The sequence below is a fragment of the Erwinia sp. B116 genome (assembly GCF_002865965.1).
In the GTDB taxonomy this organism is placed as follows: domain Bacteria; phylum Pseudomonadota; class Gammaproteobacteria; order Enterobacterales; family Enterobacteriaceae; genus Erwinia.
Window position 1 is genome coordinate 51,672 of sequence record NZ_JRZZ01000003.1, and the last position, 26,526, is coordinate 78,197.

General features: G+C 55.8%; 22 protein-coding genes. 8 read left to right on the plus strand and 14 right to left on the minus strand.

Annotation, left to right across the window (positions count from 1 at the left end):
- The first annotated feature begins 94 nt into the window (after positions 1 to 94).
- Both NV64_RS03095 and NV64_RS03100 read left to right on the plus strand, forming a co-directional pair.
- Positions 95 to 670, plus strand: coding sequence for a PIN domain-containing protein (locus NV64_RS03095; protein WP_101505300.1), 576 nt, complete (start codon positions 95 to 97; stop codon positions 668 to 670).
- A 155-nt stretch (positions 671 to 825) separates the two neighbouring features.
- Positions 826 to 1,431: an inorganic diphosphatase gene (locus tag NV64_RS03100; protein ID WP_056232116.1), complete on the plus strand. Its 606-nt coding sequence runs from the start codon at positions 826 to 828 to the stop codon at positions 1,429 to 1,431.
- A 126-nt stretch (positions 1,432 to 1,557) separates the two neighbouring features.
- Here NV64_RS03100 and NV64_RS03105 read toward each other — a convergent pair whose 3' ends face one another.
- The 4 genes from NV64_RS03105 to NV64_RS03120 form a co-directional block, all read right to left on the minus strand.
- The gene (locus NV64_RS03105; protein ID WP_101505301.1) at positions 1,558 to 3,075 is read right to left on the minus strand and encodes an FAD/NAD(P)-binding protein; all 1,518 of its coding nucleotides are present in this window, start codon (positions 3,073 to 3,075) and stop codon (positions 1,558 to 1,560) included.
- A gap of 31 nt (positions 3,076 to 3,106) precedes the next feature.
- Entirely contained in the window at positions 3,107 to 4,540 is a 1,434-nt protein-coding gene (locus NV64_RS03110) for a CoA-transferase (RefSeq protein ID WP_101505302.1), read from the minus strand.
- The gene (locus NV64_RS03115) at positions 4,537 to 4,941 is read right to left on the minus strand and encodes a cupin domain-containing protein (RefSeq protein WP_146005439.1); all 405 of its coding nucleotides are present in this window, start codon (positions 4,939 to 4,941) and stop codon (positions 4,537 to 4,539) included. The genes NV64_RS03110 and NV64_RS03115 overlap by 4 nt, the downstream gene beginning before the upstream one ends.
- 269 nt (positions 4,942 to 5,210) lie before the next feature.
- Positions 5,211 to 5,738, minus strand: a complete 528-nt coding sequence (locus NV64_RS03120) for an HPP family protein (RefSeq protein ID WP_056232110.1) — start codon at positions 5,736 to 5,738, stop codon at positions 5,211 to 5,213.
- Between the two features lie 104 nt (positions 5,739 to 5,842).
- Here NV64_RS03120 and NV64_RS03125 point away from each other — a divergent pair, with 104 nt between their 5' ends.
- The 4 genes from NV64_RS03125 (at position 5,843) to NV64_RS03140 (ending at position 9,016) form a co-directional block, all read left to right on the plus strand.
- The gene (locus NV64_RS03125) at positions 5,843 to 6,439 is read left to right on the plus strand and encodes a TetR/AcrR family transcriptional regulator (protein ID WP_199177614.1); all 597 of its coding nucleotides are present in this window, start codon (positions 5,843 to 5,845) and stop codon (positions 6,437 to 6,439) included.
- A gap of 325 nt (positions 6,440 to 6,764) precedes the next feature.
- Entirely contained in the window at positions 6,765 to 7,448 is a 684-nt protein-coding gene (locus NV64_RS03130; RefSeq protein ID WP_056232103.1) for an amino acid ABC transporter permease, read from the plus strand.
- A complete protein-coding gene (locus tag NV64_RS03135; RefSeq protein WP_101505303.1) occupies positions 7,441 to 8,208 on the plus strand; it encodes an amino acid ABC transporter ATP-binding protein in 768 nt (255 codons plus the stop codon). The genes NV64_RS03130 and NV64_RS03135 overlap by 8 nt, the downstream gene beginning before the upstream one ends.
- A gap of 34 nt (positions 8,209 to 8,242) precedes the next feature.
- Complete coding sequence (locus NV64_RS03140; protein ID WP_056232099.1) at positions 8,243 to 9,016, plus strand: amino acid ABC transporter substrate-binding protein; 774 nt, start codon at positions 8,243 to 8,245, stop codon at positions 9,014 to 9,016.
- 136 nt (positions 9,017 to 9,152) lie between these two features.
- Here the strand turns inward: NV64_RS03140 and NV64_RS03145 are convergent, their stop codons facing one another.
- Complete coding sequence (locus NV64_RS03145) at positions 9,153 to 10,064, minus strand: LysR family transcriptional regulator (RefSeq protein WP_101505386.1); 912 nt, start codon at positions 10,062 to 10,064, stop codon at positions 9,153 to 9,155.
- Between the two features lie 102 nt (positions 10,065 to 10,166).
- Between NV64_RS03145 and NV64_RS03150 the strand changes: the two genes are divergently transcribed.
- A complete protein-coding gene (locus NV64_RS03150) occupies positions 10,167 to 11,036 on the plus strand; it encodes an MBL fold metallo-hydrolase (protein WP_101505304.1) in 870 nt (289 codons plus the stop codon).
- Between the two features lie 176 nt (positions 11,037 to 11,212).
- Here NV64_RS03150 and queE read toward each other — a convergent pair whose 3' ends face one another.
- The 6 genes from queE to relA all read right to left on the minus strand — a co-directional run bounded on the left by queE (position 11,213) and on the right by relA (position 20,604).
- Positions 11,213 to 11,884: a 7-carboxy-7-deazaguanine synthase QueE gene (gene queE / locus NV64_RS03155; protein WP_101505305.1), complete on the minus strand. Its 672-nt coding sequence runs from the start codon at positions 11,882 to 11,884 to the stop codon at positions 11,213 to 11,215.
- Positions 11,885 to 11,979: 95 nt separating this feature from the next.
- The gene (locus NV64_RS03160) at positions 11,980 to 13,647 is read right to left on the minus strand and encodes a methyl-accepting chemotaxis protein (RefSeq protein WP_056232093.1); all 1,668 of its coding nucleotides are present in this window, start codon (positions 13,645 to 13,647) and stop codon (positions 11,980 to 11,982) included.
- Positions 13,648 to 13,832: 185 nt separating this feature from the next.
- Complete coding sequence (eno, locus tag NV64_RS03165; protein WP_056232090.1) at positions 13,833 to 15,128, minus strand: phosphopyruvate hydratase; 1,296 nt, start codon at positions 15,126 to 15,128, stop codon at positions 13,833 to 13,835.
- Positions 15,129 to 15,207: 79 nt separating this feature from the next.
- Positions 15,208 to 16,845: a glutamine hydrolyzing CTP synthase gene (pyrG, locus tag NV64_RS03170; RefSeq protein WP_101505306.1), complete on the minus strand. Its 1,638-nt coding sequence runs from the start codon at positions 16,843 to 16,845 to the stop codon at positions 15,208 to 15,210.
- A gap of 199 nt (positions 16,846 to 17,044) precedes the next feature.
- On the minus strand, positions 17,045 to 17,827 hold the full coding sequence (gene mazG / locus NV64_RS03175) for a nucleoside triphosphate pyrophosphohydrolase (protein WP_199177615.1): 783 nt from the start codon (positions 17,825 to 17,827) through the stop codon (positions 17,045 to 17,047).
- A gap of 542 nt (positions 17,828 to 18,369) precedes the next feature.
- Entirely contained in the window at positions 18,370 to 20,604 is a 2,235-nt protein-coding gene (gene relA / locus NV64_RS03180) for a GTP diphosphokinase (RefSeq protein ID WP_056232085.1), read from the minus strand.
- Between the two features lie 839 nt (positions 20,605 to 21,443).
- Here relA and barA point away from each other — a divergent pair.
- A complete protein-coding gene (barA, locus tag NV64_RS03185) occupies positions 21,444 to 24,170 on the plus strand; it encodes a two-component sensor histidine kinase BarA (protein ID WP_056232082.1) in 2,727 nt (908 codons plus the stop codon).
- Positions 24,171 to 24,314: 144 nt separating this feature from the next.
- Here barA and NV64_RS03190 read toward each other — a convergent pair whose 3' ends face one another.
- The 3 genes from NV64_RS03190 to NV64_RS03200 are packed head-to-tail and all read right to left on the minus strand — an operon-like array spanning position 24,315 to position 25,921.
- The gene (locus NV64_RS03190) at positions 24,315 to 24,764 is read right to left on the minus strand and encodes a flavodoxin (protein ID WP_056232079.1); all 450 of its coding nucleotides are present in this window, start codon (positions 24,762 to 24,764) and stop codon (positions 24,315 to 24,317) included.
- A gap of 54 nt (positions 24,765 to 24,818) precedes the next feature.
- Positions 24,819 to 25,595 (minus strand): tRNA pseudouridine(65) synthase TruC, encoded by a 777-nt coding sequence (gene truC, locus NV64_RS03195; protein ID WP_056232077.1) that lies wholly within the window; start codon positions 25,593 to 25,595, stop codon positions 24,819 to 24,821.
- Positions 25,595 to 25,921 (minus strand): YqcC family protein, encoded by a 327-nt coding sequence (locus tag NV64_RS03200; RefSeq protein WP_056232074.1) that lies wholly within the window; start codon positions 25,919 to 25,921, stop codon positions 25,595 to 25,597. The genes truC and NV64_RS03200 overlap by 1 nt, the downstream gene beginning before the upstream one ends.
- Between the last annotated feature and the right edge of the window lie 605 nt (positions 25,922 to 26,526).

The following is a 26,526-nucleotide window of genomic DNA, read 5'->3' on the forward strand; positions in this document are numbered from 1 at the left end:
ATGTACTGGCTTACCGGGATCGGCTCAAAAATGCCCGCCTTGATGCACTGGATCAACTGGGGGCAATCGATCAGCAACTCGGAATGGGATACGAATGAGCGCGGGTTATGCCGTAGTACTTGATGCCTGCGTTCTTTATCCGGCACCGTTACGCAGTTTCCTCATGTACCTCGCTGCCGGAGGACAGTTCCGGGCGCACTGGACAGAAGATATCCATGAAGAGTGGATCAGGAACCTGTTACTGAATCGTAAAGAGTTAGCCAGACCTCAATTAGAGCGTGTCAGGGCATTGATGGACAGACATGCTCCCGACGCACGGGTAACCGGATATCGTGAATTAATTGATTCCATTACCGGGCTGCCCGACAAAGACGACCGACATGTTGTGGCTGCAGCGATAGTCGCTCAGGCAGCAGAAATTGTGACATTCAATCTGAAGGATTTTCCGGATGAGGTTCTAACCAGATGGAATTTGCGTGCAATCCACCCCGACAGTTTCATCACCAGCCTGAGCGATTTGGATATTACCCTCGTACTGGAGGCAGCCCGACGCCAACGGGCCAGCCTGAAATCTCCACCTTTTAGCGCTGACGAATTTCTCGATTGCCTGCTGCGCCAGCAGTTACCAGAGACCGTATCGCGACTGCGTCCACTTAGCGGTCTGATCTAAAGAAGCTCTGATGCTAAAACTATGCTTTTACAGGCTGGAATCGCTAACAGACTGATTGATTCTCAGGTTTACCCCGCTTTACTTTCCTGTCATCTCCCTGTCATTCCCCCCCACTACATTGTTGGCTCACTCATTAAAGATCAAGAGAATCAACGATGAAGCTGTCAAGCAAACTGTCTGTTCTTGCCCTGGTTTTTTCAGCCTGCGCCCAGGCCAGTACCATTAATATCCTCGACTTTCCGCAGCCGGAAAATAACCCGGAAGAGTTCTACGCCCTGACCGAGATCCCGGCCGGCGGCATTATCAAGTATGAAACCGACGCCAGAACCGGCTTTATTATCGCCGACCGTTTCCAGTCGATGCCGGTAGCCTACCCGGCCAACTACGGCTCACTGACCCAGTCGCTGGGCGGTGACAACGATCCGCTGGACGTTGTCTTCTACACCCGCGCGCCGATGGCCCCCGGTACGCTGATCAAACTGCGCCCGATCGGCGTGCTGAAAATGATCGACGGCGGCGAGTCCGACGATAAGATCGTCGCGGTGCCGGCCAGCAAGATCGACCCGACCTACGATGACATTAAATCGATGGCCGACCTGCCTAAACTGGAACAGCAGCGCCTGGAAGCCTTCTTCCGCGTCTACAAGCAGCTGCCGGAAGGCCGCAAGAAGGTCGAGCTGAACGGCTTCGGTGATGCCGCCGCCGCCAAAACCGAAATCAAAGCGGCCTATGACGCTTACAAAGCGAAAGCCGCTCAGTAAGGCAACAGGTGCGGGTGGTGACGGGCTGCCCGTACTCTATGAAAGACTTATCAAACATCCAAAAAAGAAGCTCCCTTAATAATCGATGAAAAAATATTTCTTCGGGTAGGGATTAATTTTATAAAATTAGATACAACCATCTTCGTTAACTTCACTCAATATTAATTCAAGTAAGCTTCGAGCACACTCCTTAGCATGCCTAGTTATAATATCGAGAGCACTTGTAAAAAGGAAAGTTCCATTGGTTACTTCCCCAATAGCAAAAATACTAGAATTTATAACACCTGAATCACTTATAATTCTATAACTTGACCTGCAAACATTTAAACCACCTAAATAGTTCCTCGATATTACTTTACCTTCGAGCAACCTTGAAAACAAAACCGAATCACAATCATCTAAATACCTAGGACTTCCAGTTGCATACAAAATTTTATCTAAATAACTACCACCATCATGAAAACACATTCCACTTTTAAAAAATATACTTGGATTTATTTCACCATGAACATAACTGAGTTGCCCCGATTTAATATAATCTAAAATCTTTAATGCATTTACTCTAGGTATAGATACTCTCATTGACATTGCATTCGAAAAATAACTCGCTAAAAATAGTTCTTTGTCTTTTTTTGAAAACATACTCCATATAAGATCTATACAATCATTGGTATCGTAAAGAATCGCCTGCCAGGCGCGTGGGCCACTAGATAAATTAATTTCCCGCTGAAGAAATGAAGCTAGTGAACTTATGGGTTTGAAATTAATTGGCAGATCGTCACCATCCTGAGTTTCTTTTGTTTTCTTGTAATTATCAATCTCTTTATTATATAGATCATGCAATATTTTAAAATCCATAACATTAAAATTTGAGGATATAAAACTTCGATTCAAATACAAATTTTTGTAACGTTTTTGTGTTCCTCTCACAAAGGGAAAATTACCTGATCTAGAAAATAGAGTAATTTTCCCTCTATGCCCTGACTCAATTAGGCTAATTACTGAATCGATGGCACTAAGCCTTGACCCCACGATCCCAACATTATCATAAGGCATAATTTTTTTAGGTAAAAACTTAGTTGGGAAAGGAGTAGTCATAAAATCACCATCCTTTGAATAATCCTTTCCTTTCCCATTGAGATTACCACAGGCAAGAATTATCTTATTTGCATAAACCTCCTCACCATCACTCAAGGAAATAACAAACTCATGCTCATCTAACTTATCGATACTTACCGCCTCACCTTTTATTCTTTTTATTTCAAAGCCAGAATAGTGAGCATGCTTGCATATTTTCTCAAAAGCATCCTTCATATATATTCCAAAAAGCGCTCGTGGCAAGTAACTATCTCTCTTCACCTTTAAATTAGCAAAATCAACTCTCCACTTATTCTCACAGCACACTAACCATTTGTAGAAGTCCCCCGGACTATCTCTGAAAATCGTAATATTTTCAGCTTTGGTATTTAGAATATTTGATTCAATATCATTTCTATATGCATTACCGGGGCCTATTTCTTCTGATTTTTCTATTACTAAAAAACAGATGGCCAATGGTTCGGTATTATTACACTCCTTTATAAAATTATCTATAAAAGAAACACAAGATGCCCCACCACCAACGATAGCAATATTTAAAGACATAGCAAATCCCTTTTAGATTTAAAACACCTACTCAATTAATCTCGAATGGAAATTCCTTTTCTACTCTATCTAATTCAACATCACCAACCAGCTTAATAAGATAGAAAATCCCTTTATGCAGTTTAAATACAATCAACTCCGTTATAATTATTATTTCCTTTTGCCAAAAATGAGATTGATTAGTAGAAATTGTTATTTGTTTGACATGATCAACAAACTTTTTCACCTTCCCTCCACTTACAATTTCAACTTCCCCTGAACTCAGTGCCTTTTCAAAAAAATTGGTTCTCGTTGTACCACACAAATATATTTTCTTAGCTGAATGAAAAATATTAATAAATCCACCCGCACCCGTTACCTCTCCTCCAAAAGAGCTAGCATTGACATTCCCATACTTATCTATTTCAGCGAAGCCCAGAAATGCAACATCGATTCCACCGCCATTATAAAAGCTAAATAAATCAGACTGTTGAATGCATGCGCTAAAATTTTCTGACTCACCAAATGACATGCCTGTTTTGGGAGTCCCATTTATGACTCCTGATTCAATAGAGGAATGAAACTTTTGATTACTTTTAGCGATCCTCTCTCCTATAAGAGCCGGTAGTCCTATGCCAAAGTTCACATAAGACCAATCTTCTATTGGCTCTGCACAAGCATATTTAATAATAACCTCCTTTTCGATTCTGATGTTATCAAAATCATCATAAAATGTATAATTAGCGGAACCATAACTTGGGAAGTGTTTATTTTTTGATATCACAACATAATCAACTAAGTGCCCTGGGATATCTACTTTTTGAGCTGGTAAAATGTCCACCACACTCTCGACCTGAAAAGCAATTATACCTCCACTATTTCGAACTGCCATTGCTTGCAATAGTGCATCATGCAGAGCCGCCTCGCCAGACATTGATATATTTCCGTTCATATCTGAGACAGTTCCTCTGAGCATAGAAAAATCGGCTCCTACGCTAGGAAAATAAAGCATATCCTTACCCATGATGTTAACAACGCTTACCAATGTATTTCCTTCAATTACAAGATTACCACCATCAACTCTAGGGTCTACAAAGGAATGCAACCCTACTGAAGTAATATGGCCATCCAGTCCACTTGCTATATCCCTAAAAAGATGACTAATAACTCCCAGAGGCCAATTATGCGCTTCAATCCTCCCACTCAGCCCAAGTTTAGCTAGTGAAGGGCAATAACCCCAGAATCCACCAATAGCTCTTTTTACTAGAAATTCATTAGCAATCACATCTAATCCTTTCCCTTTTTTATCACCTGAACCAGATCCGAAAAACAATGTTAATCCTAGTGGATGCCTTTCCTCTGAAAACCGATTGGCTAGAGCATCTGTTAATTCATCGGGATGACCACAACAGCCAAACCCTCCAGGGATTACAACCGACTTATCTTTAATCAAACTTACCACATCTCTAGCTGTTGTTATTTTCACATTATCCCTTGCAGTTGTTTTACGGGTTTATATCTCGATGCCAAAATTAAGCATCCTTTCTTGGATTCCATACTATGACAAGTGCCAGGAGAACGCAGAATAAATGAACCCGGAAGAAAGGTTTTATTGTTTTCAATATAATCACCTTTTAATACCAGCACAGTCTCATAGCCAGTATGTAAGTGTTTAGGTACGAACGCATTTGGTCCATAGCGAATGAATGCCATATCTGCACCGTGAGGATCGTTGACAGTCTCATCAAATAAAACAGCTATTTCTACATTTTTTCTAAGTCCTTTTTGGTAAGTGGAAAATTCAATCCATTCAGGTAATTCAAAATCCTCACCGAAAGAAATATTCATTACTAAGTCATATGCCTCAGATTGATAAATTAATGTCACAGTATTTTACCCTCTCATCACAGAAAACTTATTTGATATATGTAAAAATAATCAGTTAGCCCTAAGCCTAATTGCTAAAACAACTCAATCGATTGATTTCTCGGCTGATAAGTTGACAAGCAAATGGTATAAGCAACAACATCTAGACTCGTATATTATTATAGCAAAACTGGAATTAAAATAGATTTTCATCCAAATAAAACCAGCTTGCTATACTTAAAGTCAAAATGGATAATTTATTTATCTATTGAAGTAATGTAAGCCGTTAATTAATTTCGCCACCAATCCAAACCGTGCCAGTAGTGCGGCCAGCGCTGCTCTTTACCTGAGTTATTTACCAGAGTGGCGAGAATCACCAGCGCAACACTGCCTAACAGAACCGGCGTCAGCAGGAAAGACCAGTTCATCACCTGCTGTCCGGCAAGAATGATCACGATCGGGTTGGCGCCGGCAGGGGGATGAACGGTTCGCGTAACCTGCATCAGCAAGATAGCCAGACCGACTGCGACGGACATGACGATCGCTGAATCTCCCAGCGTATAAAGCGCAGTCATGCCCACCGCCGCAGCGATCAGATGCCCGCCGATCACGTTACGAGGCTGTGCCAGTGGCGATGCTGGTACGGCAAACAGCAGTGCGCAGGTTGCCCCAAACGGTGCCATTAGCCAGGGTACGCCGGTTGACGCAGCCAGATACCCCAGCAGCAGGATCCCCAGAGTGCTGCCGATAAATCCCCTGACCAACTGCATCACGCCAGGTCTGGGTGGCAACTGGCCACCGCCGGATAATTTTTTCATCTCTCACTCCTTAATGCTCAACGTTAAACCACAAGGTTCTGTGGTAGCCTTAACCGTACAGATCTGTACAAGTCAAAATGTACAGATCTGTACACTTAACGGCAATGCTGATTTTGCGGGTAGAGAGGAACAATTTTGTGAGTAAAAGTGAACACATTCTGGACGTTGCTGAGACCCTGTTTAACCAGTTCGGTTATTCAGCCGTGGGGGTTGACCTGATCCGGGATCACGCCAGGGTATCTAAAACGTCGATGTACCGGCATTTTGGTTCCAAAAATAAGCTGATTGAAGCCGTGCTGACCCGACGTCATCAGCGTTTTGAAAATACGCTGGGCAAGACCGTCATCGCCGGTTCGTCCACGGAAGAGAAGCTTAATGCCCTTCTGGATTGGCATTTCGCCTGGTTTCGCGAAGCAGATTTCAAAGGCTGCATGTTTATGCACGCCTTTGCGGAGTTCAAATACGCCGATCGGCTCCTGGCCGATCGGGCACAGCAGCATAAGGCCTGGCTTAAGGCGCTGATTGCCTGCGCTTTTGACGTCGACGAAGCGCGGTCTGAGGCCTGCACGTCACTGCTCCTGACCTGGTTTGAGGGGCTGATCGTCACAGCAGAATTTGGCGAGATCGACGCCGATCGCGAACTGTACCGTTCAGGAATGCATGCGCTTGCCGCTACGCGCTTCCCCACTTATGCTCAGTAATGTCTTTGCCCTGCAGGCTTAGCACTGTCAGCCGCTAACCCTTGCCGCCCCTGGCCCCCAGCCGTGACTTATTACGACCCGTGCCGCCACTAAAGAGCGGCATCGGGTGCTCAGTCTCTGACAGCTGATGCCGCTTAAGCGCCCTTACTTTCAACCAAACAGATAAGTCCGGCTTTATGTTTTTTTGTCGCAAGCTTAGCCAAAATAAACTTATTCTTATTCCATCTACTATATTAAATGACGATATAAGCGCGGTTTTCATCACCGTGCTACGCTCCCGCCATAAGTTCAGATAAGAAATACTACGATCCAGGAAAGGTGCCCGATGCCCACATGGCTGACGTTAGCAATAGACTCCTTCTGGCCGATGCTGTACGCCGGCCTGACATTCACCATTCCACTCACCTTAATCTCCTTCGTGCTCGGCCTGTCGCTCGGTTTCCTGGTGGCGCTGGCGCGGTTGTATGGCCCAAAACCGTTAAAGCAGCTGGTGCGTTTCTACGTCTGGCTGATCCGCGGCACGCCGCTGCTGGTGCAGCTGTTTCTGATTTTCTACGCGCTACCCAGCGCGGGCATCACCATTGACGCCTTTCCGGCGGCGGTGATCGGCTTTACGCTGAACATCGGTGCTTACAGCTCGGAGATCGTGCGCGCTACGCTGCTGTCGGTGCCGAAGGGACAGTGGGAAGCGGCGCATTCGATTGGCATGAGCTGGCCCCAGGCGCTGCGGCGCATCGTCATCCCGCAGGCGGCACGTATCGCCGTGCCGCCGCTGTCGAATACCTTTATTTCACTGGTAAAGGATACCTCACTGGCCTCGGTTATTACCGTGCCCGAGCTGTTCCTCGCAGCGCAGCGCATCGCTGCCGTTACCTATCAGCCGCTGATCCTCTATACCGAAGCGGCGATTATTTATCTGTTAATCAGTTCGGTATTGTCCGCCCTGCAGACGCGGCTGGAAAAAAAGCTGGAAAATACTGCCCCGCGTAAGGTGCATAGCCATGATTAAGTTATCCGGCATTGAGAAACGTTTTGATGACAACCCGGTCCTGAAGAACATCAACCTGACCATTAACGAAGGCAGCGTCACCGCGCTGATCGGCCCGTCCGGCAGCGGCAAAAGCACCCTGCTGCGCTGCATTAACCTGCTGGAGATCCCGCAGGCGGGTGAACTGACCATCGGCAGCGAGCAGATCGTCTTTACCGGCAGCCCGCGGGTGGGCAGAAACGACCTGAAGCGTATCGCCGGGCAGACCGGCATGGTATTTCAGAATTTTCAGCTGTTCCCGCACCTGACGGTGATTGAGAACATCACCGAAGGGCTGATCGTGGTACAGAAACAGTCACGTGACCAGGCGCGGGCGCGGGCGGAAGCGCTGCTGGAGAAGGTCGGTATGCTGCATAAGCGGGATGCCTGGCCGTCGACGCTTTCCGGCGGCCAGCAGCAGCGCGTGGCGATTGCCCGTGCGCTGGCACCGTCACCGAAGGTGCTGCTGTGCGACGAACCGACCTCGGCGCTGGACCCGGAACTGGCGGTGGAAGTGGTCGCGGTACTCAGGCAGCTGGCGCTGGAGGGCACCACCATGCTGATGGCCACCCACGACCTGCGGCTGGCGGCCAATATCGCCAATAACGTGGTGTTTCTGGAGGCGGGCGAAATCGTCGAATCCGGCACCTCACGCGATATTTTTACCCGGGCACAAAAGACCCGAACCCGGGCGTTTATCTCAACGCTGACCGAAACCCTGCCCGATTCATGGGAAATTTAAACCACAACCACACACGGCATTCAGGAGCACTAAGATGAAAACACTCGCAACGCTGGTCTTTGCAGGCCTGGTTCAGCTCGGCTTCGCAGGCGGCGCACTGGCTGCTGACGATCTGGCAAAAATCCAGTCCGCCGGGGTGCTGAAAATCGGTACCGAAGGCACCTATCCGCCCTTCACCTTCCATGACGCCAGCGGCAAGCTGACCGGCTTCGACGTCGAAATTGGCCGCGAAGTGGCAAAACGCCTCAACGTAAAGGCGGAATTTGTCGAGAGCAAATGGGATGGCCTGGTAGCCGGGCTGGATGCTAACCGGTATGAAGCGGTGATTAACCAGGTGTCGATCACTCCGGCACGTCAGGCGAAGTATGATTTCTCCGAACCCTATATCAGCTCGAAGGCAGCGCTGATCGTGCGTAACGATAATACCAGCGTGAAAACCTTTGAAGACCTGAATGGCAGGAAATCTGCCCAGTCGCTGACCAGCAACTTCGCAGAACTGGCGCGCAAATATAAGGCGGAGATCGTTGGTACCGACGGCTTTAACCAGTCTGTTGATCTGGTCGCCAGCGGCCGCGCCGATGCCACCATCAACGACAACCTGTCGTTCCTCGACTTTAAAAAGCATAAGCCGGACGCGCCGGTGAAAATCGTCGCCACCCAGAGTGACGCCGAGCAGGAAGGGATCCTGATCCGTAAAGGTAATCCGGAGCTGAAGGCGGCGATCGATAAGGCCTTAGCCAGCATTAAGAGTGACGGCACTTACCAGCGCATCTCGCAGCAGTACTTCGGTGCTGACGTGTCGAAATAAGGTAACAGCCCGGCGACAGGCGCGGATCTTCGCGCCTGTTGCAAAGTCCCGCTACGCCCCGCCTGTAAGCCGAGCCGCCATCTGCAAGCCGCACCGATCCGCGTTTAACAACCGTGCCAAACCCTGTAAGCCCCCTCTACTCGCCGTTTAACAATCGTGCCGCTTCATCGCCGCTGAACCACTGCGCCAGAAAATCCAGTAACGCGCGCAGCCGCGGCGACTGGTGCTGGCGTGAGGTGTAGATGGCGTAAACGCCGAGGTCCTCCAGCTGCCACTCGGGCAGCAGCGCCACCAGCTGGCCGCTGGCCAGATACGGCCCGGCGCTGAAGGTCGGCTGCATTGAAATACCGCTGCCGGCCAGCGTGGCGGCCAGCAGCATCACCGAATCGTTGGCGCTGAGATTACCGCTCACCGCCACCGCCTCCAGTTCCTCACCCCGACTGAAGTGCCACAGGCTTTTGCCAAAGTGCGAATAGACCAGGCAGTTGTGCTGTGCGAGCTGCGCCGGCGTCTGCGGCGTGCCGCTGCGCGTCAGGTAGTCCGCTGAGGCGCAGATCACCGACCGGCAGCGATGCAGCGGGCGGGCGATCAGGTTGGGCTCCAGCTGTGAGGTAATGCGCAACGCCAGATCGATGCGCTCCTCCACCAGGTTGACCCGCTGGTTGCTGATATGCAGATCGATACGGATGCGCGGGTGCTGACGCTGGAAGGTGTCAATCGCCGCCATCAGCACGCTCTGCCCCAGCGACAGTGAACAGGAGACGCGCAGCAGCCCGGACAACGCGTCCCCTTCCGGCTGGTTGCTGTTCTCGATTTCCACGGCCAGCGCCATCAGCTGCTGACAGCGGGCCAGCGCATGCTCCCCGGCCGGGGTCAGGCTCAGGCGGCGGGTGCTGCGGTGCAGCAGTCGCGCCCCGGACCAGCTCTCCATCTGCGTCAGATAGCGGGTGACCATCGCCCGCGACATCGCCAGCGTTTCCGCGGCCGCCGACAGGCTGCCGCGCTGAACGATAGTGATAAAAACCTGTGCTGCGGTCAGCCTGTCCATCATATGCCCGTTTTATGCAACAATCTGTTGCCTGATAGTCGGTTTATCCGGCCCGTTTTGCAATCCACAATAGGGGACTTTTCGCATCACAGGTTAACTGCCATGAAACGTTTATCGATTTTACTGCTGGCCGGCGCGGCCAGCGCCCCGCTTTACGCCGCCGAACCGCTGCAGCTGCAGGTTTATAATCCGGGCGAAGCCAGCATTTTCCCGGTCTCCAGCGAGATCATCTCCGGCCCGCACGAGGTGGTGCTGATCGACGCCCAGTTCCAGCGTAACGACGCCGAAGAGCTGGTCAGACGCATTAAGGCCACCGGCAAAAAGCTGACCACGGTGTTTATCAGCCAGTCCGATCCCGACTACTACTTCGGCCTCGACACCATTAAGCAGGCGTTTCCACAGGCTAAGATCGTCGCCACCGCCGCCACCGTCGCGCTGATCAACCAGACCAAAGACCATAAGCTGGCGTTCTGGGGCCCGAAAATGGGCGACAACGCGCCAAAATCGCTGATCGTGCCGCAGGTGCTGGCGGGCAGCAGCTTCACCGTTGACGGCCAGATCGTTGAAGTTCAGGGCAGCCACGGCGCGGAGCCGCAGAACGGCTGGCTGTGGGTACCGGCGCTGAAAACCGTGCTCGGCGGCGTGCAGGTGTCCGGTGAAAATATTCACGTCTGGCTGGCGGACGCGCAGACCAAAGCCGCGCGCGAAGTGTGGCAGCAGAAGCTGCAGGCGATCGCCGCGCTGCAGCCGCAGCGGGTGATCCCGGGGCACTTCCTGCCAGGGACAGCGGAATCATTAGAGTCGGTTAGTTTTACGCTGAACTACCTGAAAAAAGCCGAGGAGACGCTGACGCAGACCAAAGACGCCGTCGCCTTTACCGAGGCGATGAAGGCCAGCTATCCGGCGTTGAAAGACGTGTCGAGCCTGGAACTGAGTGCGAAAGTGCTGAAAGGGGAAATGCAGTGGCCGTAACGGCGTTTGCAAAGGTAATACTGGCGTAGCGGGCGGCAGTCGCAGCGGTAATCCCGTGCGGCAGAGCCGGCCTGAAACGTTCCGTTTACGGCGTCTTCAGGGCTGTGTGCGGTGACGAACGTGGCCTCGATACGTGGCGATGTTCACCGGCGTGGAGAACGCCGGTGAACGTGGCATCAGGCAATATTCAGGTACTTGTGGGTCTGCATCGACAGCCGCCAGTTGCGGGCAATACAGGTGTCGATGCACAGCTTAGTGGCATCGTCCTTCTGGCTGATCGGCTGCAGCGCGATAATCCGCGCCTTGCTGTCGCTCAGCGTCGCCAGCAGGTCGTCCAGCGCGTCGATATCGCGCTGGCGGGCCACCGGGTGCTTCACTTCATCGGCGCGCACCAGCGCCGAATGCAGCACGTCGTAGCCGCCGCGCATGTTGACCTTCGGCGATACCGTCACCCAGGTGGTGGCGGTGCAGCGCACCTCATGGGTTCCGCTGGTCTCAATCTGGCAGCTGAAGCCCTGCTGCTCCAGTTCGGCGGTCAGCGGCGTCAGGTCGTGAATGCACGGCTCACCGCCGGTAATCACAATATGCTGCGCCGTCCAGCCGTGCTGGCGGACAACCGCAATCAGCGCTGCGGCGTCGGCCGCACCCCAGGCATCGGTTTCCACCGTTTTCAGCAGGATATCGCCCAGCGAGGTTTCCCGATCGGCCAGCTTATCCCAGGTGTGTTTGGTATCACACCAGCTGCAGCCCACCGGGCATCCCTGCAGGCGGATAAAAATTGCCGGAACGCCGGTATAAATCCCTTCGCCCTGCAACGTCTGGAACATTTCATTTATCGGGTACTGCATTGACTTCTCGACTGGTGGCTAAATAACGGGCGCAGATTATGGCAGATTGCGACTGCAACACCAACCATCCTGTGCCTTCCGGCCGTCCTCAGTCGTTAAAAGGTCTCCCAGTTGCCCTCATCAGCGGCCAGCGCCTTGCGCGGAGCCGCCAGCTGCGGGGTTTTAAGCGCCGGCACCGTGGGCGTCACCCGCGCCACCGCCGCCGGCTGACCAATTTTAAACACCGCCACCGTCTGGGTCAGGCGGCTGGCCTGCTCCTCCAGCGAGGCCGAGGCCGCCGCCGACTGCTGCACCAGCGCGGCGTTCTGCTGGGTCACCCGATCCATCTCGGTGACCGCCACGCCGATCTGGTCGATACCCCGGCTCTGCTCGTCGCTGGCCGAGGCGATCTCACCCATGATATCGGTGACGCGCACCACCGCGCTGACGATTTCATTCATGGTCTCTCCGGCGGTGGTCACCTGCTGCGAACCGGAGTCGACCCGGCTGACTGAAGCTTCGATCAGGCCTTTGATCTCTTTCGCCGCCTGGGCGCTGCGCTGGGCCAGGTTACGCACCTCCCCCGCCACCACTGCAAATCCGCGGCCCTGCTCGCCGGCGCGCGCCGCTTCCACCGCGGCGTTCAGCGCCAGAATATTGGTCTGGAAAGCGATGCCGTCGATCACGCTGGTGATATCGGCAATGCGTCGCGAGCTGTCGGAGATTTCACTCATGGTTTTCACCACGCCGTCGACCACCCGGCCACCCTTCCCGGCGGTTTCCGAGGCGTTTCTGGCCAGCACCGTTGCCTGGCGGGCGTTATCGGCGTTCTGCTTCACCGTGGCGGTCAGCTGCTCCATGCTGGCGGCGGTCTGCTCCAGCGAGGCGGCCTGCTGCTCGGTGCGCGACGAGAGGTCGCTGTTGCCCTGAGAAATCTCGCTGGCGCCGGTATAGATGGCGTTTGAGCTGTCGCGTACGTTGCTGACGGTGTTAATCAGCGAGTGCTGCATCTGCGTCAGCCCATCGGCCAGCTGGCCCATTTCGCTGCGCCCTTCGACCGCCAGCGTCTGCGACAGGTCACCGGCGGCAATGCGTTGCATATGCGCCAGCAGCTGCTGCAGCGGGTTCAGCAGCACGCGACGGATCCCCTGCCACACCGCGATCAGCAGCACCACCAGTACCACCAGCACCGACGCCAGCGTCCACAGCATATTGCTGTAGCCCTGCTGATTCTGGTCCGTACCCACCTGCAGCAGCTGACGGTTCTGCTCCCGCCACTGCTCGTAGGTGCTCTCCAGCTCGTCCTGCGCCTGCTGCGTGTCGAGATTGCCGTAGGCCTCATAGTTGTTCGCCGCGAGGAACTGTATCGACTGCTGCAGCAGACCGTGCAGCTGCTGGTAGCGCGCGCCGACCGCGTCGGCCAGCGCCGCGCTCTCGCCGCTGACCACTGGCATATTTTGATACCGGGTAAAGTGCTGCTGCGCGTCGTCCAGCGTCTCGCGCGCCTGGCCAAGCAGTTTCGCCATCGCCGCCAGCGAGGCGTCATCGGTCTGCTTCTTCAGCATGCGGATCGCCACGCGGTTAATGGTGACGCGGGTTTTGACCAGCGTCTGCCATGCGTCGCTGAGCTGCCCCTGCTGCTGGGTGAGGATCCCGGCACGGTTGAAGTTGGCCTTATCCTGGCTGATGGCGTTAAACGACAGCCCGCTGGAGACCAGCAGCAGCGCACTGAAAATGAGCAGCATAATAAGGATGCTGGTGACAACTTTAACGTTTTTGAACATGGTGCTCACTCTGTAGTGGGGAAGATGGCGGACACCACTGATTATCGGTTAACAACGGCGGGAACTTTAGCCTCGGCGGCAGGCCGGGTGCCAGAATTTGTGTAGCGACAGGCATAAAAAAACCCCGTCCGCAGACGGGGTTTTGTCGGTTATTCCGCGCCGGTGACGGCGGGGATTAACGCAGCTTACTGGCCTTTAACTTCTTTCAGGCCGTTGAATGGCGCACGGTTGCCCAGCGCTTCTTCAATACGCAGCAGCTGGTTGTACTTAGCTACGCGGTCAGAACGGCTCATAGAACCGGTTTTGATCTGGCCTGCAGCGGTACCGACCGCCAGGTCAGCGATGGTGGCATCTTCGGTTTCACCTGAACGGTGAGAGATCACCGCGGTGTAGCCGGCGTCTTTCGCCATCTTGATCGCAGCCAGGGTTTCGGTCAGTGAACCGATCTGGTTGAATTTGATCAGGATTGAGTTAGCGATGCCTTTATCGATACCTTCTTTCAGGATCTTAGTGTTGGTCACGAACAGATCGTCACCGACCAGCTGGATTTTGTCGCCCAGTACTTTGGTCTGGTATGCGAAGCCCGCCCAGTCAGATTCGTCCAGGCCGTCTTCGATAGAGACGATTGGGTAATCTTTGGTCAGGTCTTCCAGGAAGTGGGTGAACTCTTCAGAGGTGAAGGCTTTGTTGCCTTCGCCAGCCAGCACGTACTTGCCGTCTTTGTAGAATTCAGATGCCGCACAGTCCATCGCCAGGGTAACGTCTTTGCCCAGCTCGTAGCCTGCTGCTTTTACCGCTTCTGCGATAACGGCCAGTGCTTCGGCGTTAGAACCCAGGTTTGGCGCGTAGCCGCCTTCGTCGCCGACCGCGGTGCTCAGGCCTTTAGACTTCAGCACTTTTGCCAGGGTGTGGAACACTTCAGAACCGATACGCAGCGCTTCTTTCAGCGTTTTCGCGCCAACAGGCTGGATCATGAACTCCTGAATGTCGACGTTGTTGTCCGCGTGCTCGCCGCCGTTGATGATGTTCATCATTGGCAGTGGCATAGAGAACTTGCCTGCGGTGCCGTTCAGTTCAGCGATGTGCTCGTACAGCGGCTGACCTTTAGAGGCAGCGGCCGCTTTCGCAGCAGCCAGAGAAACGGCCAGGATGGCGTTAGCGCCAAACTTGGATTTGTTCTCGGTGCCGTCCAGCTCGATCATGATCTTGTCGATGTTAGCCTGGTCTTTCGCGTCTTTACCGGTTACGGCGTCAGCGATAGGACCGTTAACAGCGGCAACGGCTTTGGTTACGCCTTTGCCCAGGAAACGAGATTTGTCACCGTCACGCAGTTCCAGCGCTTCGCGGGAACCGGTAGAAGCACCTGATGGTGCCGCAGCCAGACCAACAAAGCCGCCTTCCAGGTGAACTTCTGCTTCTACAGTCGGGTTACCACGGGAGTCGATGATTTCGCGGCCGATGACTTTTACGATTTTGGACATTAGTTTTTCCTCAGTACAAGTTAACTTAAACTTAGACAACAACGCCCTGAGACCGAAGTTCAGGGCGTTATGAAAACACTTATTTTGCCAAACGCTTCTGGAACTCGTTTGCTGCCTTCACGAAGCCGCTGAACAGCGGATGTCCGTCACGCGGCGTGGAGGTGAACTCCGGGTGGAACTGACACGCAACATACCACGGGTGGTCAGGGATCTCGATGATCTCCACCAGTTGGTCGTCGCCGGAACGACCCGCGACGCGCAGGCCGGCCGCTTCAATCTGCTGCAACAGCATATTGTTCACTTCATAGCGGTGACGGTGACGCTCAACGATGGTGTCGCTGCCGTACAGCTTGCGCACCAGGCTGTCATCGGTCAGCTGGCACTGCTGGCTGCCCAGACGCATGGTGCCGCCCAGGTCGCTCTGCTCGGTGCGCTGCTCAACGTTGCCTTCTTCATCACGCCATTCGGTGATCAGCGCCACCACCGGGTACTTACAGTCCGGCTGGAATTCGGTGGAGTTGGCACCAGGCATGTTCGCCACGTTGCGGGCGAACTCCATCAGCGCCACCTGCATACCCAGGCAGATGCCGAGGTACGGGATATTATTCTCGCGCGCATACTGCGCGGTCATGATCTTGCCTTCCACGCCACGGTAGCCGAAGCCGCCCGGGATCAGGATAGCATCCAGACCCTTCAGCACTTCCACACCGCGGGTTTCCACATCCTGCGAGTCGATCAGCTTAATGTTGACCGTGACGCGGTTTTTCAGGCCGCCGTGCTTAAGGGCTTCAATCACCGACTTATAGGCATCCGGCAGCTCAACGTACTTGCCGACCATACCGATGGTCACTTCCGCGCCCGGATTAGCTTCTTCGTAAATCACCTGCTCCCACTCGGCCAGGTTGGCTTCCGGTGCGTTCAGGTTGAAACGTTTGCAGATAAAGTCGTCGAGGCCCTGCGATTTCAGCATGCCCGGGATCTTGTAGATCGAGTCGACGTCTTTCAGCGAGATCACCGCTTTTTCCGGCACGTTACAGAACAGCGCAATCTTGGCGCGTTCGTTGGCCGGTACGGCGCGGTCAGAGCGGCAGATCAGCACGTCTGGCTGAATGCCGATCGACAGCAGCTCTTTCACCGAGTGCTGGGTAGGTTTGGTTTTCACTTCACCGGCGGCGGCCATATAGGGCACCAGGGTCAGGTGCATATACATGGTGTGCTCGCGGCCCACATCCACCGCCATCTGACGGATGGCTTCAAGGAACGGCAGAGACTCGATATCACCGACGGTTCCACCAATTTCAACCAGCACCACATCGTGGCCTTCGCCGCCTTCGATGATGCGCTCTTTGATGGCATTGGTAATGTGTGGGATCACCTGAATGGTCGCGCCCAGATAGTCACCGCGACGCTCTTTGCGCAGCACTTCTGAGTAGATACGGCCGGTGGTGAAGTTGTTGCGGCGGCTCATCTTGGTGCGAATGAAACGCTCGTAGTGACCGAGATCCAGATCGGTTTCTGCGCCGTCGTCGGTGACGTACACTTCACCGTGCTGAGTCGGGCTCATGGTGCCCGGATCGACGTTGATATACGGATCCAGCTTCATGATGGTCACGTTAAGACCGCGCGCTTCAAGGATTGCAGCCAGGGAAGCGGCAGCAATGCCTTTACCCAGAGAGGAAACGACCCCGCCGGTCACAAAAATATAGTTCGTTGTCATGCTGAACCTGAGAATGTAGGTTTAAAGACGATGGAATGAAATACCAGGACGGGAAAATAGTATACCCGAAACACCCCGGAACGACAATTGATCGTTTCCGGTTGTGTTACCGCCACCGCATTTACCGCCCTGACATTACCTGATTTCGCCACGCAGAAGGTTGACGCGCGTCACATTTTTGTTGAATCGTGTCAGCCAATTATTCCTCTGACTTTAGCTGCTGCCACGCGGCCTCCATCTGCTCCAGCGTCGCCTGCGGCATACTCATCCCCTGAGCGGTGATAATCTGCTCAACCTGGCGGAAGCGGCGTTCAAATTTGGTGTTGGCCTTTTGCAGCGCGGTTTCGGCTTTTTTGCCCAGATGGCGCGACAGATTGACCGTGGCAAACAGCAGATCGCCAATCTCCTCTTCCAGCTTCTGCTCATCGATCACCGCCTGCTTCGCTTCGTGCATCACCTCGTCGATCTCTTCATACACTTTGTCCAGCACCGGCCCGAGGGTGGTCCAGTCGAAGCCGACGTTGCTGCAGCGCTTCTGGATTTTGTGCGCGCGCATCAGCGCCGGCAGCGCGGCGGGAATATCGTCCAGCGCCGAGTGCTGCGCCTTATCCGCCCGCTCCTCGCTTTTAATCTGCTCCCAGTTAACCAGCACCTCGGCGCTGCTGGCGGCGGTGGCATCGGCAAAGATATGCGGGTGGCGGCGCTCCAGCTTGTCGCTGATGGCGGTGCAGATGTCGTTGAAGTCGAAACGCCCCTGCTCCTGCGCCATCTGCGCATAGAACACCACCTGGAACAGCAGATCGCCCAGCTCGCCGCGCAGGTCGTCGAAGTCGGCGCGGTTGATCGCGTCGATCACCTCATAGGTCTCTTCCAGCGTATAGGGTGCGATGGTGGCAAAGGTCTGCTCGCGATCCCACGGGCAGCCGTGCTCAGGGTCGCGCAGGGTTTTCATGATGCCCAGCAGGCGATCGAGAGAAGTCATAGTTTCATCCATTTAAGTGTGAGAAAGAGTAATTCGCTGCCGGTTTCAGTACCCGTCTGAACCAATGAGCCCGCTATACGAACCCATCGCTGCCGGTTCCGGTGCCCGGCGTATCGGGTATATCCGGAACGCGGACACGCTATAAACACATCCATGTGCGCTCGGCGGCGGCCATCCCTGGCCGCCGACGGTCCGCTAACCCGGATATACCCGATTGCCCGTAACGACGGAAGTCGCTGCCTGACAGCACATCCGGCTTTTGCTATGCAGCAGGTAGTTTAAACGTTAAAAACAGCGATACAACAGGCAGAAAGGGAGGGCGCTGGCGGACAGGTTAGCCGGGCGTACGGCGCAAGGATGCGCCGTCCGAGCCCACAGGGAGGTGTTTACGGCGTCCCGGCGTTCTGCCGCCTGCGGCCGAACCCAGCACAGGAACGAGAAGCTACGCCCTTAAAACAGCGACACAAACGTCAGAAAGGGAGGCCGCTGGCGAGCAGGTTAACCGGGCATCAGAGCCTGTAGCGACTTTACGTCTGCCGCCGTTAATGCAGACGTTTGGCATCTATTATGTCTGGCACCTGGTTGAGTCTTGCCAGCACCCGGCTCAGCACCTGCTGGTTATAGATCTCGATATCCATATCGATGGTCGCCAGCTGCTTTTTGGTGTCGCTGTGGCTGGAGACGCCCAGCACGTTGACCTTCTCATTGGCAAGGATGGTGGTGATATCGCGTAACAGGCCGCTGCGATCGTTGGCCGTAACACGCACCACCAGCGAATAACCGCTGGAATAGGTTTCCCCCCACACCGCGTCAACAATGCGCTCCGGCGCGTGCGACATCAGATCGGCCAGCTGGTCACAGTCGGCACGGTGGATCGAAATGCCGCGCCCCTGGGTAATAAAACCGGTGATATCGTCGCCGGGGATCGGCTGGCAGCAGCGGGCGATGTGGTGCATCAGGTTGCCGACCCCTTCCACCACCACCCTGCCGCTCTCTTTGCTGCGCGGCACGCTGCTGGCGGTTTTCTGCGTCAGCTGGCGCAGCGCTTCGCGATCTTCCTCTTCGGCGCTCGGCTTGTTGAGCTTCGACTGCAGGTAGTTGCTCATCTGGTTGAGGCGAATATCGCCGCCACCGATCGCCGCCAGCAGTTCATCGAGGGTATGGAAGTTATAGCGCGGCAGCAGCAGCCGCTCGGCGTCCTTCAGGCTGATATCGAGATGATCCAGCTCGCTGTCAAGGATCTGCCGCCCGGCGATGATGTTCTTATCGCGATCCTGCTTGCGGAACCAGGCGTGGATCTTCGAGCGTCCGCGGCTGGTGGTAATGTAACCAAGGTTCGGGTTCAGCCAGTCGCGGCTCGGATTCGGCTGTTTCTGGGTGATAATGTCGATCTGATCGCCCATCTGCAGCTGATAGGTGAACGGCACGATGCGTCCACCGATCTTGGCGCCGATGCAGCGGTGGCCGATATCACTGTGGATATGGTAGGCGAAGTCGAGCGGCGTCGAGCCGGCCGGCAGGTCGACAACGTCGCCTTTCGGGGTAAACACGTAGACCCGGTCATCAAACACCTGGCTGCGAACTTCATCGAGCATTTCGCCCGAATCCGCCATCTCTTCCTGCCAGGTAATCAGCTTACGCAGCCAGGCAATGCGCCCTTCATGGCCGGACGCCCCACGGGCGCTGCCGGAGGTTGAGCCCTCTTTATACTTCCAGTGGGCGGCCACCCCCAGCTCGGCATCTTCATGCATCTGCCGGGTGCGGATCTGAATTTCAACGGTTTTGCCCTTCGGCCCGAGCACCACGGTGTGGATCGACTGATAGCCATTGGGCTTTGGGTTAGCGACATAGTCATCAAACTCGTTCGGCAGGTGGCGATACAGCGTATGCACGATACCCAGCGCGCCATAGCAGTCCTGCAGGCGTTCAGCGACGATACGCACCGCGCGCACGTCGAACAGCTCATCAAAGGCGAGCGCCTTTTTCTGCATCTTGCGCCAGATGCTGTAAATATGTTTCGGTCGGCCATACACCTCGGCCTTGACACCCTCTTTCTTGATCTCAGCGCGCAGCGACTCCACGAAGGTATCAATATAGCCTTCGCGATCGATGCGCCGCTCGTGCAGCAGTTTGGCAATGCGTTTGTATTCGTCGGGGTGCAGGTAGCGGAAGCAGAAGTCTTCCAGCTCCCACTTCAGCTGGCCGATACCGAGGCGGTTGGCCAGCGGGGCGTAGATATTGGTGCACTCTTTCGCCGCCAGCACGCGCTCGTCTTCCGGCGCGTCCTTCACCTCACGCAGGTGGGCGATACGCTCCGCCAGCTTGATCACCACGCAGCGGAAATCTTCCACCATCGCCAGCAGCATGCGGCGCACGTTATCCACCTGCTCGGAGGCCATCGAGTCGTTATGGGTGGCTTTCAGCTGGCGGATGGCGTCCATATCGCGCACGCCGTGCACCAGCAGCACGATAGCCTTGCCGAAATGCTCTTCCAGCACCGCTTCGCTGACTACCCCGGCGTCGGCCAGCGGGAACAGCAGCGAGGCCTGCAGGGTTTCAAGATCCATGCTGAGCATGGAGAGGATCTCCACCATCTCCACGCCGCGCCACAGCAGCAGCGTGGCGTCCGGATGGTCCTGGGTCGCCGTTTCACAATAGCGCCAGGTTTCGGCCAGACGTTCACATGACTGTTGGTTAGCGATCCCCAGACTGGTGATCCACTGGTCGGGCGCAAACTCACCGGCCGTATTCAGATGTGCACTTCTTACCGCAACCATATCCTCTCCTGCACGCCCCCCGGTTCGGGGGACCCTTTTCGGCTAAACAGCACCATGAGCCCCGGCACGCGCGATATCACACCCCGCCGCGCACCCTGACCCGTTCCCATTTGGTAGCCGGACGTCAGTACTCTCTGACCGTCCCATGCCCGTCTTCATTCTGTTCAGCGAAACATTATACGCAGCCTTCCCCCCGAATGCTGCAACGCCCTCCACACCTGCGACATTTTAAGCCACTTTTCCGGTTGTGAGAGTAAAACTTCCCATTGTGAAGCGGTAAAACAGCACGCAATTCTGTCACTGTCGGCCTTATCCAGGGCAGTGTAGGCCATTTCTGCCGACTCGTCAGGCGACTCGCATCAGGGATGATAACGCAGCAACGCCCCCCTGCCAGCAGCGCGTTTCGCATTGCGTCAGCCATCGCCAGGTTCGTGGCAGCTGATGCTTATGCGAAAACCGTTCCAGTTTTACGCTAAACTTCGCTGAATGCCTGCGCCTGACGCCGCCTTCGCCGCTGAACATATTAACGCCGTCAGTGCGCACGCACGCTGCACGCTAAAACGGTGCAAGGCGCAGGGCTTGCCCCATAACGAGGCACCAGAACAGGGCATTCGCAGATATCGCCCAGCTCAGTCCCGCTCAGCGGAGCAAAACCTCTTTATGATGCGCGGCTTTTGGGCTGCCAGTTCCGGCGCAGAGAGAGTAGAATTGCGTCATTCGTTTCACCGCTGGCTCACGGCGGTGGCAATCATCCACCGTCGCCCCCCGGCGACCCGGGATTCGGCCAGGACGCACCCGCTCGGCGAAGGATCGCCCAGGCCTCGCACAGGGAATACAGCATGACCAAATACAGCCTGCGGGCGCGCATGATGATTCTGATACTCGCCCCCACGTTGATGATCGGGCTGCTGCTGTCGACCTTTTTCGTGGTCAACCGTTATAACGAACTGCAGCGTCAGCTTACCGATGCCGGTACCAACATCATTGAACCGCTGGCGGTCTCCAGCGAGTATGGCATGACCTTTCACAGCCGCGAGTCCGTGCGTCAGCTGGTCAGCCTGCTGCACCGTCGTCATTCAGAAATTGTGCGGGCAATCTCGGTATTCGACGATAAAAATCAGCTGTTCGTCACCTCGAACTACCATCAGTCGCCCGATCTGCTGCGCCTGCCGGACCATGCGCCGCTCAGTGGAAAATACTTAAAAGAGCGGCACGGCAATTCGGTGATCCTGCGCACGCCGATCCTTTCGGAAAGCTACTTCCCCGATGAGTCCCCGGGGCAGGAGGCGAAGCCAACCGGCAATCCGCTGGGCTACGTGGTGATTGAACTCGACCTGCAGTCGGTGCGGCTGCAGCAGTACAAAGAGGTATTCATCTCCACCCTGCTGCTGCTGCTGTGCCTGTGCATCGCCATGCTGTTCGCCTACCGGCTGATGCGTGACGTCACCGGGCCGATCCGCAACATGGTCAGCACCGTCGACCGCATCCGTCGCGGCCAGCTCGACAGCCGGGTCGAAGGCTATATGCTCGGCGAACTCGACGTACTGAAAAACGGCATTAACTCGATGGCAATGTCGCTGACCGCTTACCACGAAGAGATGCAGCAGAACATCGACCAGGCAACCTCCGACCTGCGGGAAACGCTGGAGCAGATGGAGATCCAGAACGTTGAGCTGGACCTGGCGAAAAAACGCGCCCAGGAAGCGGCGCGCATCAAGTCCGAGTTCCTCGCCAATATGTCCCACGAGCTGCGCACCCCGCTCAACGGCGTGATCGGCTTTACCCGCCAGACGCTGAAAACCGCGCTGAACACCACCCAGCGTGACTATCTCAACACCATCGAACGCTCGGCCAACAACCTGCTGAGCATCATTAACGACGTGCTGGACTTCTCCAAGCTTGAGGCCGGCAAGCTGGTGCTGGAGACCATTCCGTTCCCGCTGCGCGCCACGCTGGATGAAGTGGTGGTGCTGCTGGCACAGTCGGCGCATGAGAAAGGGCTGGAGCTGACGCTGAATATTCAGAGTGACGTGCCGGATAACGCCATCGGCGATCCGCTGCGCCTGCAGCAGATCGTGGTCAACCTGCTGGGTAACGCGATTAAATTCACCGAGCGCGGCAACGTCGATATCCGGGTGGAGAAACGCGCGCTGAGCAATAATCGCATGGAGCTGGAGGTGCAGATCCACGACAGCGGCATCGGAATTTCCGAGAAACAGCAGTCCCAGCTGTTCCAGGCCTTTCGCCAGGCGGACGCCAGCATCTCACGCCGCCACGGCGGCACCGGGCTGGGGCTGGTGATCACGCAGAGGCTGGTGGGCGAGATGGGCGGTGAGATCTCCTTCCACAGCCGGCTGAACCACGGTTCGACCTTCTGGTTCCATATCAACCTGGCGCTGAACCCTAATGCCGCCAGCGACCCGCGGGTGATGGACTGCATTGCCGGGCACCGGCTGGCCTACGTTGAGGCCAACGTGGCGGCGGCGCGCGCCACGCTGGAGATGCTCAACGCCACGCCGATGCACGTCAGCTACAGCCCGACGCTGGAGGAGCTGCCGGACGCCCACTTTGACGTGCTGCTGCTGGGGATGCCGGTCAGCGCGGTGCCGGAGGCCGGGCTCGGCGGCGAGCAGCTGAAACCGCTGCTGCAGCGCGCCGACAACCTGATTCTGGCGCTGCCTTTCCAGATGCAGATGTGGTCTGAAGAACTGAAAGCGCGCGGGGTGACCGCCTGCCTGGTTAAGCCGCTGTCGATGACCCGGCTGCTGCCCGCGCTGGTCGACTACCATTCGCGGGAGAGCCGACCGCAGCCGCTGCATACGCGTCTGCCGCTGCGGGTGATGGCGGTGGATGATAATCCGGCCAACCTTAAGCTGATTGGTGCCCTGCTGGAGGAGCAGGCCGAGGAGATCGTGCTGTGCGACAGCGGTGAAGCGGCGATCCAGCAGGCGCGGCTGCAGAAGCTGGACATTATTCTGATGGATATCCAGATGCCGGACATCGACGGCCTGCGCGCCAGCGAGGCGATCCGCGCCCTGCCACAGCATGCAACCACGCCGATCGTCGCCGTCACCGCCCACGCGCTGGAGGGGGAACGCGAACAGCTGATCCACGCGGGGATGAATGACTATCTGGCAAAACCGATCGACGAGCAGAAGCTGAGCGTGCTGCTGGCACGCTATGCCCTGCCGCAGGGTGGCGAACGGCTACCGGTAATCGACGTGCCGGCCTCGCTGGACTGGTCGCTGGCGCTGCGCCAGGCCGCCAATAAGCCCGACCTGGCGGAAGATCTGCTGCGGATGCTGGTGGATTTCCTGCCCGAGGTGCAGAGACTGGTGGAGGAGTCGATGGCGGAGAACAACGCCGCCAGCCTGCGCGATATCATTCACAAGCTGCACGGCAGCGCCAGCTACAGCGGCGTGCCGCGTATGAAGCAGCTTTGCCAGCAGCTGGAGCAGGGCCTGCGCCAGCAGCAGGATATTGCGGCGGTGGAGCCGGAGCTGTTTGAACTGCTGGACGAGATAGAAAACGTGGCGGGGCTGGCGAAGAAACGTCTGAAGCTGTAAGGCATGGCAGGAACGGTAACAGTGCCACCTCCCGACAGAGCTGCCGGCGATCGCCGGCTGGCGTGCAGCACCGGGAACACCGGTCTCTCTGTCGGCAGCGGGCAGGTCAGCCCAACTTTTGCCGGGCATCGCCCGGCAGCAGTTTTATTTCAGCAGCTGCGCCCACTGTTCCACCCACGGCGAGGTGACCTCTTCCGGCTCCGGGTTCTCACCCGCGTCCACCAGCAGCACCTCGCCCACGCGCACCGCGCTGTGCTCCTGCAGCAGCGCGTCAAACTGTTTGCCAGCGCCGCAGAAGTTGCTGTAGCTGCTGTCGCCCAGCGCAATTACGCCGTAACGCAGCGTCGGCTGGTAGCCCAGCTGGTCTTTCATCGCGTGGAACAGCGGCGCAATGCTGTCCGGCAGGTCGCCCTGCCCGGTGGTGGAGGTAATCACCAGCGCCACCTTATCGGCATAACGCTGCCAGTCCGCCAGCGAAGCATCATCGTAAATTTTCACCTGGTGGCCGGCCGCCACCAGCAACGGCTCGGCCTCTTCCGCCACCAGCAGCGCGTTACCGTATACGGTGCCTACAAAAATACCGACTTCAGCCATCTTGTTCTTCCTTACTCAGGTCGCGGTTATTACCGGCCAGCGGCGCCCGCCGGCTCAGAGTTGTTCACTATCCTGCAGACTTTGCGGCGGCAACTCAACCCTCGGCACGTCAGGTAGCGTGGCCTGCCAGCCAAACTGTTCCATCATCACCTGCCACACCGCGTCCAGCCCGGCACGCAGCACCAGCGGCTCGCCGGTGACCGGATGGTGAAGGCGCAGTTCGCTGGCGTGCAGCATCAGGCGATTAAGGCCAAAGTGCGTGGCAGCGCTGCGGTTCTGCTTCAGGTCGCCGTGCTTGCTGTCGCCGATGATCGGATGGCGCAGATGGCTCATATGCCGGCGCAGCTGATGTTTACGCCCGGTCTGCGGCAGCATCTCCACCAGCGAATAGCGCGAGCTGGCGAACCGGCCGACGGCCACCGGCAGCTCGGCCGTGGCCAGCCCGCGCCAGTGGGTCACCGCCGACTGCGGCGATTTTTCCTGGCTGAACTTATCGGCGATTTTATCCAGCTCTTCGGTAAGCGGATAGTCCAGCGTCTCATCGCCCTCCAGCCAGCCGCGCACGACCGCATGGTAGGTTTTCTGCAGCTGATGCTGTTCAAACTGCTGTGACAGCAGGCGCGCCACCTCCGACGACAGCGCCATCAGCAGCACGCCGGAGGTCGGGCGATCGAGACGATGCACGGTAAACACGTGCTGGCCAATCTGGTCACGCACCGTCTGCATCACAAACTGCGTTTCATGGCGATCGAGCCAGCTGCGGTGGACCAGCCAGCCGGAAGGTTTGTTGACCGCCACCAGCCACTCATCCTGGTACAGTATTTCCAGCATCAGTTGCCTGACTCAAACAGGTTGTCAAAGGCGGTCAGGCAATGCAACAGGCGCGTGCGGTGCGGCATCGCGGCGTCGAGCGCCACCTCATAGTAAGGGGCAATGGCCAGCGTGGCCGGCAACGGCGCGCCGGCATCCAGCAACGCCTGCATGCGCGGTAAAAATACCCACTGTAGCCACTCCAGCGGCAGCATCGTGCTCACACAGAAGGGTTCGGTGCAGGCAAAGGCCTCACTGTCCGGGGGCTGGTTCTGCCACAGGCCACTCTCTTTCAGGCACTGTTCTGTCGCCTGTAACCGTGCCTGAACCTGCTGATGACGGTTCATGGTCAACCTCTTAGCTGATGCGTGATAAAAAAGGGGGGCAAGCATACCGTTTTCACGCGGGCGGCCGCAACTGCGGCGATGGAAAGCGCGCGACGTGGGCCGGCGGGCCAGGATCGAGGCATAAAAAAAGGGAGCACTGTGTTAACAGTGCTCCCGGTTCGTTTGCAGCAATCCCGCTACCTTGATGCTCCCTGCTCTTCCGTGAAAACTCGTCCTTCCGCCATCCGTTGCTGACACCTTCCCGGTGAATATCCCTGTACATCCCTGAGCACCACTCTCCTTAGCGGTTCACATTCTTCATCCTGGAGGTGTCCCTTACCTCATCCTGAGGTGTTCCCTGTTGCTTCATCATTGAAGCCTATCCCTGTCGCTATCATCCTGACGGGTCCTGCTCAATCCATTGAGGACATCATCCTGATGTCATTCTGAATCCTGAGCGTCCCTTCAATAAGGACAATTTTGCCCAATTATCACAGCTAAACAAGGTACCTGCGCAGATTATATGTCCCTGCTACGGGCGTTAATTTAGTGCAAAAGGTGCTAAGATCATGATCTGACATAATTTTACATTCTTAGGCGTTAACAGAATGTCAAAATCTTTGGCG

Bases quoted from the DNA above. Each gene is read 5' to 3' on its own strand.
- NV64_RS03095 (WP_101505300.1), top strand. From the start codon at position 95: ATGAGCGCGGGTTATGCCGTAGTACTTGATGCCTGCGTTCTTTATCCG.
- NV64_RS03100 (WP_056232116.1), top strand. From the start codon at position 826: ATGAAGCTGTCAAGCAAACTGTCTGTTCTTGCCCTGGTTTTTTCAGCC.
- NV64_RS03105 (WP_101505301.1), bottom strand. From the start codon at position 3,075: ATGTCTTTAAATATTGCTATCGTTGGTGGTGGGGCATCTTGTGTTTCT.
- NV64_RS03120 (WP_056232110.1), bottom strand. From the start codon at position 5,738: ATGAAAAAATTATCCGGCGGTGGCCAGTTGCCACCCAGACCTGGCGTG.
- NV64_RS03125 (WP_199177614.1), top strand. From the start codon at position 5,843: ATGCTGATTTTGCGGGTAGAGAGGAACAATTTTGTGAGTAAAAGTGAA.
- NV64_RS03130 (WP_056232103.1), top strand. From the start codon at position 6,765: ATGCCCACATGGCTGACGTTAGCAATAGACTCCTTCTGGCCGATGCTG.
- NV64_RS03135 (WP_101505303.1), top strand. From the start codon at position 7,441: ATGATTAAGTTATCCGGCATTGAGAAACGTTTTGATGACAACCCGGTC.
- NV64_RS03140 (WP_056232099.1), top strand. From the start codon at position 8,243: ATGAAAACACTCGCAACGCTGGTCTTTGCAGGCCTGGTTCAGCTCGGC.
- NV64_RS03145 (WP_101505386.1), bottom strand. From the start codon at position 10,064: ATGGACAGGCTGACCGCAGCACAGGTTTTTATCACTATCGTTCAGCGC.
- NV64_RS03150 (WP_101505304.1), top strand. From the start codon at position 10,167: ATGAAACGTTTATCGATTTTACTGCTGGCCGGCGCGGCCAGCGCCCCG.
- queE (WP_101505305.1), bottom strand. From the start codon at position 11,884: ATGCAGTACCCGATAAATGAAATGTTCCAGACGTTGCAGGGCGAAGGG.
- NV64_RS03160 (WP_056232093.1), bottom strand. From the start codon at position 13,647: ATGTTCAAAAACGTTAAAGTTGTCACCAGCATCCTTATTATGCTGCTC.
- eno (WP_056232090.1), bottom strand. From the start codon at position 15,128: ATGTCCAAAATCGTAAAAGTCATCGGCCGCGAAATCATCGACTCCCGT.
- pyrG (WP_101505306.1), bottom strand. From the start codon at position 16,845: ATGACAACGAACTATATTTTTGTGACCGGCGGGGTCGTTTCCTCTCTG.
- mazG (WP_199177615.1), bottom strand. From the start codon at position 17,827: ATGACTTCTCTCGATCGCCTGCTGGGCATCATGAAAACCCTGCGCGAC.
- relA (WP_056232085.1), bottom strand. From the start codon at position 20,604: ATGGTTGCGGTAAGAAGTGCACATCTGAATACGGCCGGTGAGTTTGCG.
- barA (WP_056232082.1), top strand. From the start codon at position 21,444: ATGACCAAATACAGCCTGCGGGCGCGCATGATGATTCTGATACTCGCC.
- NV64_RS03190 (WP_056232079.1), bottom strand. From the start codon at position 24,764: ATGGCTGAAGTCGGTATTTTTGTAGGCACCGTATACGGTAACGCGCTG.
- truC (WP_056232077.1), bottom strand. From the start codon at position 25,595: ATGCTGGAAATACTGTACCAGGATGAGTGGCTGGTGGCGGTCAACAAA.
- NV64_RS03200 (WP_056232074.1), bottom strand. From the start codon at position 25,921: ATGAACCGTCATCAGCAGGTTCAGGCACGGTTACAGGCGACAGAACAG.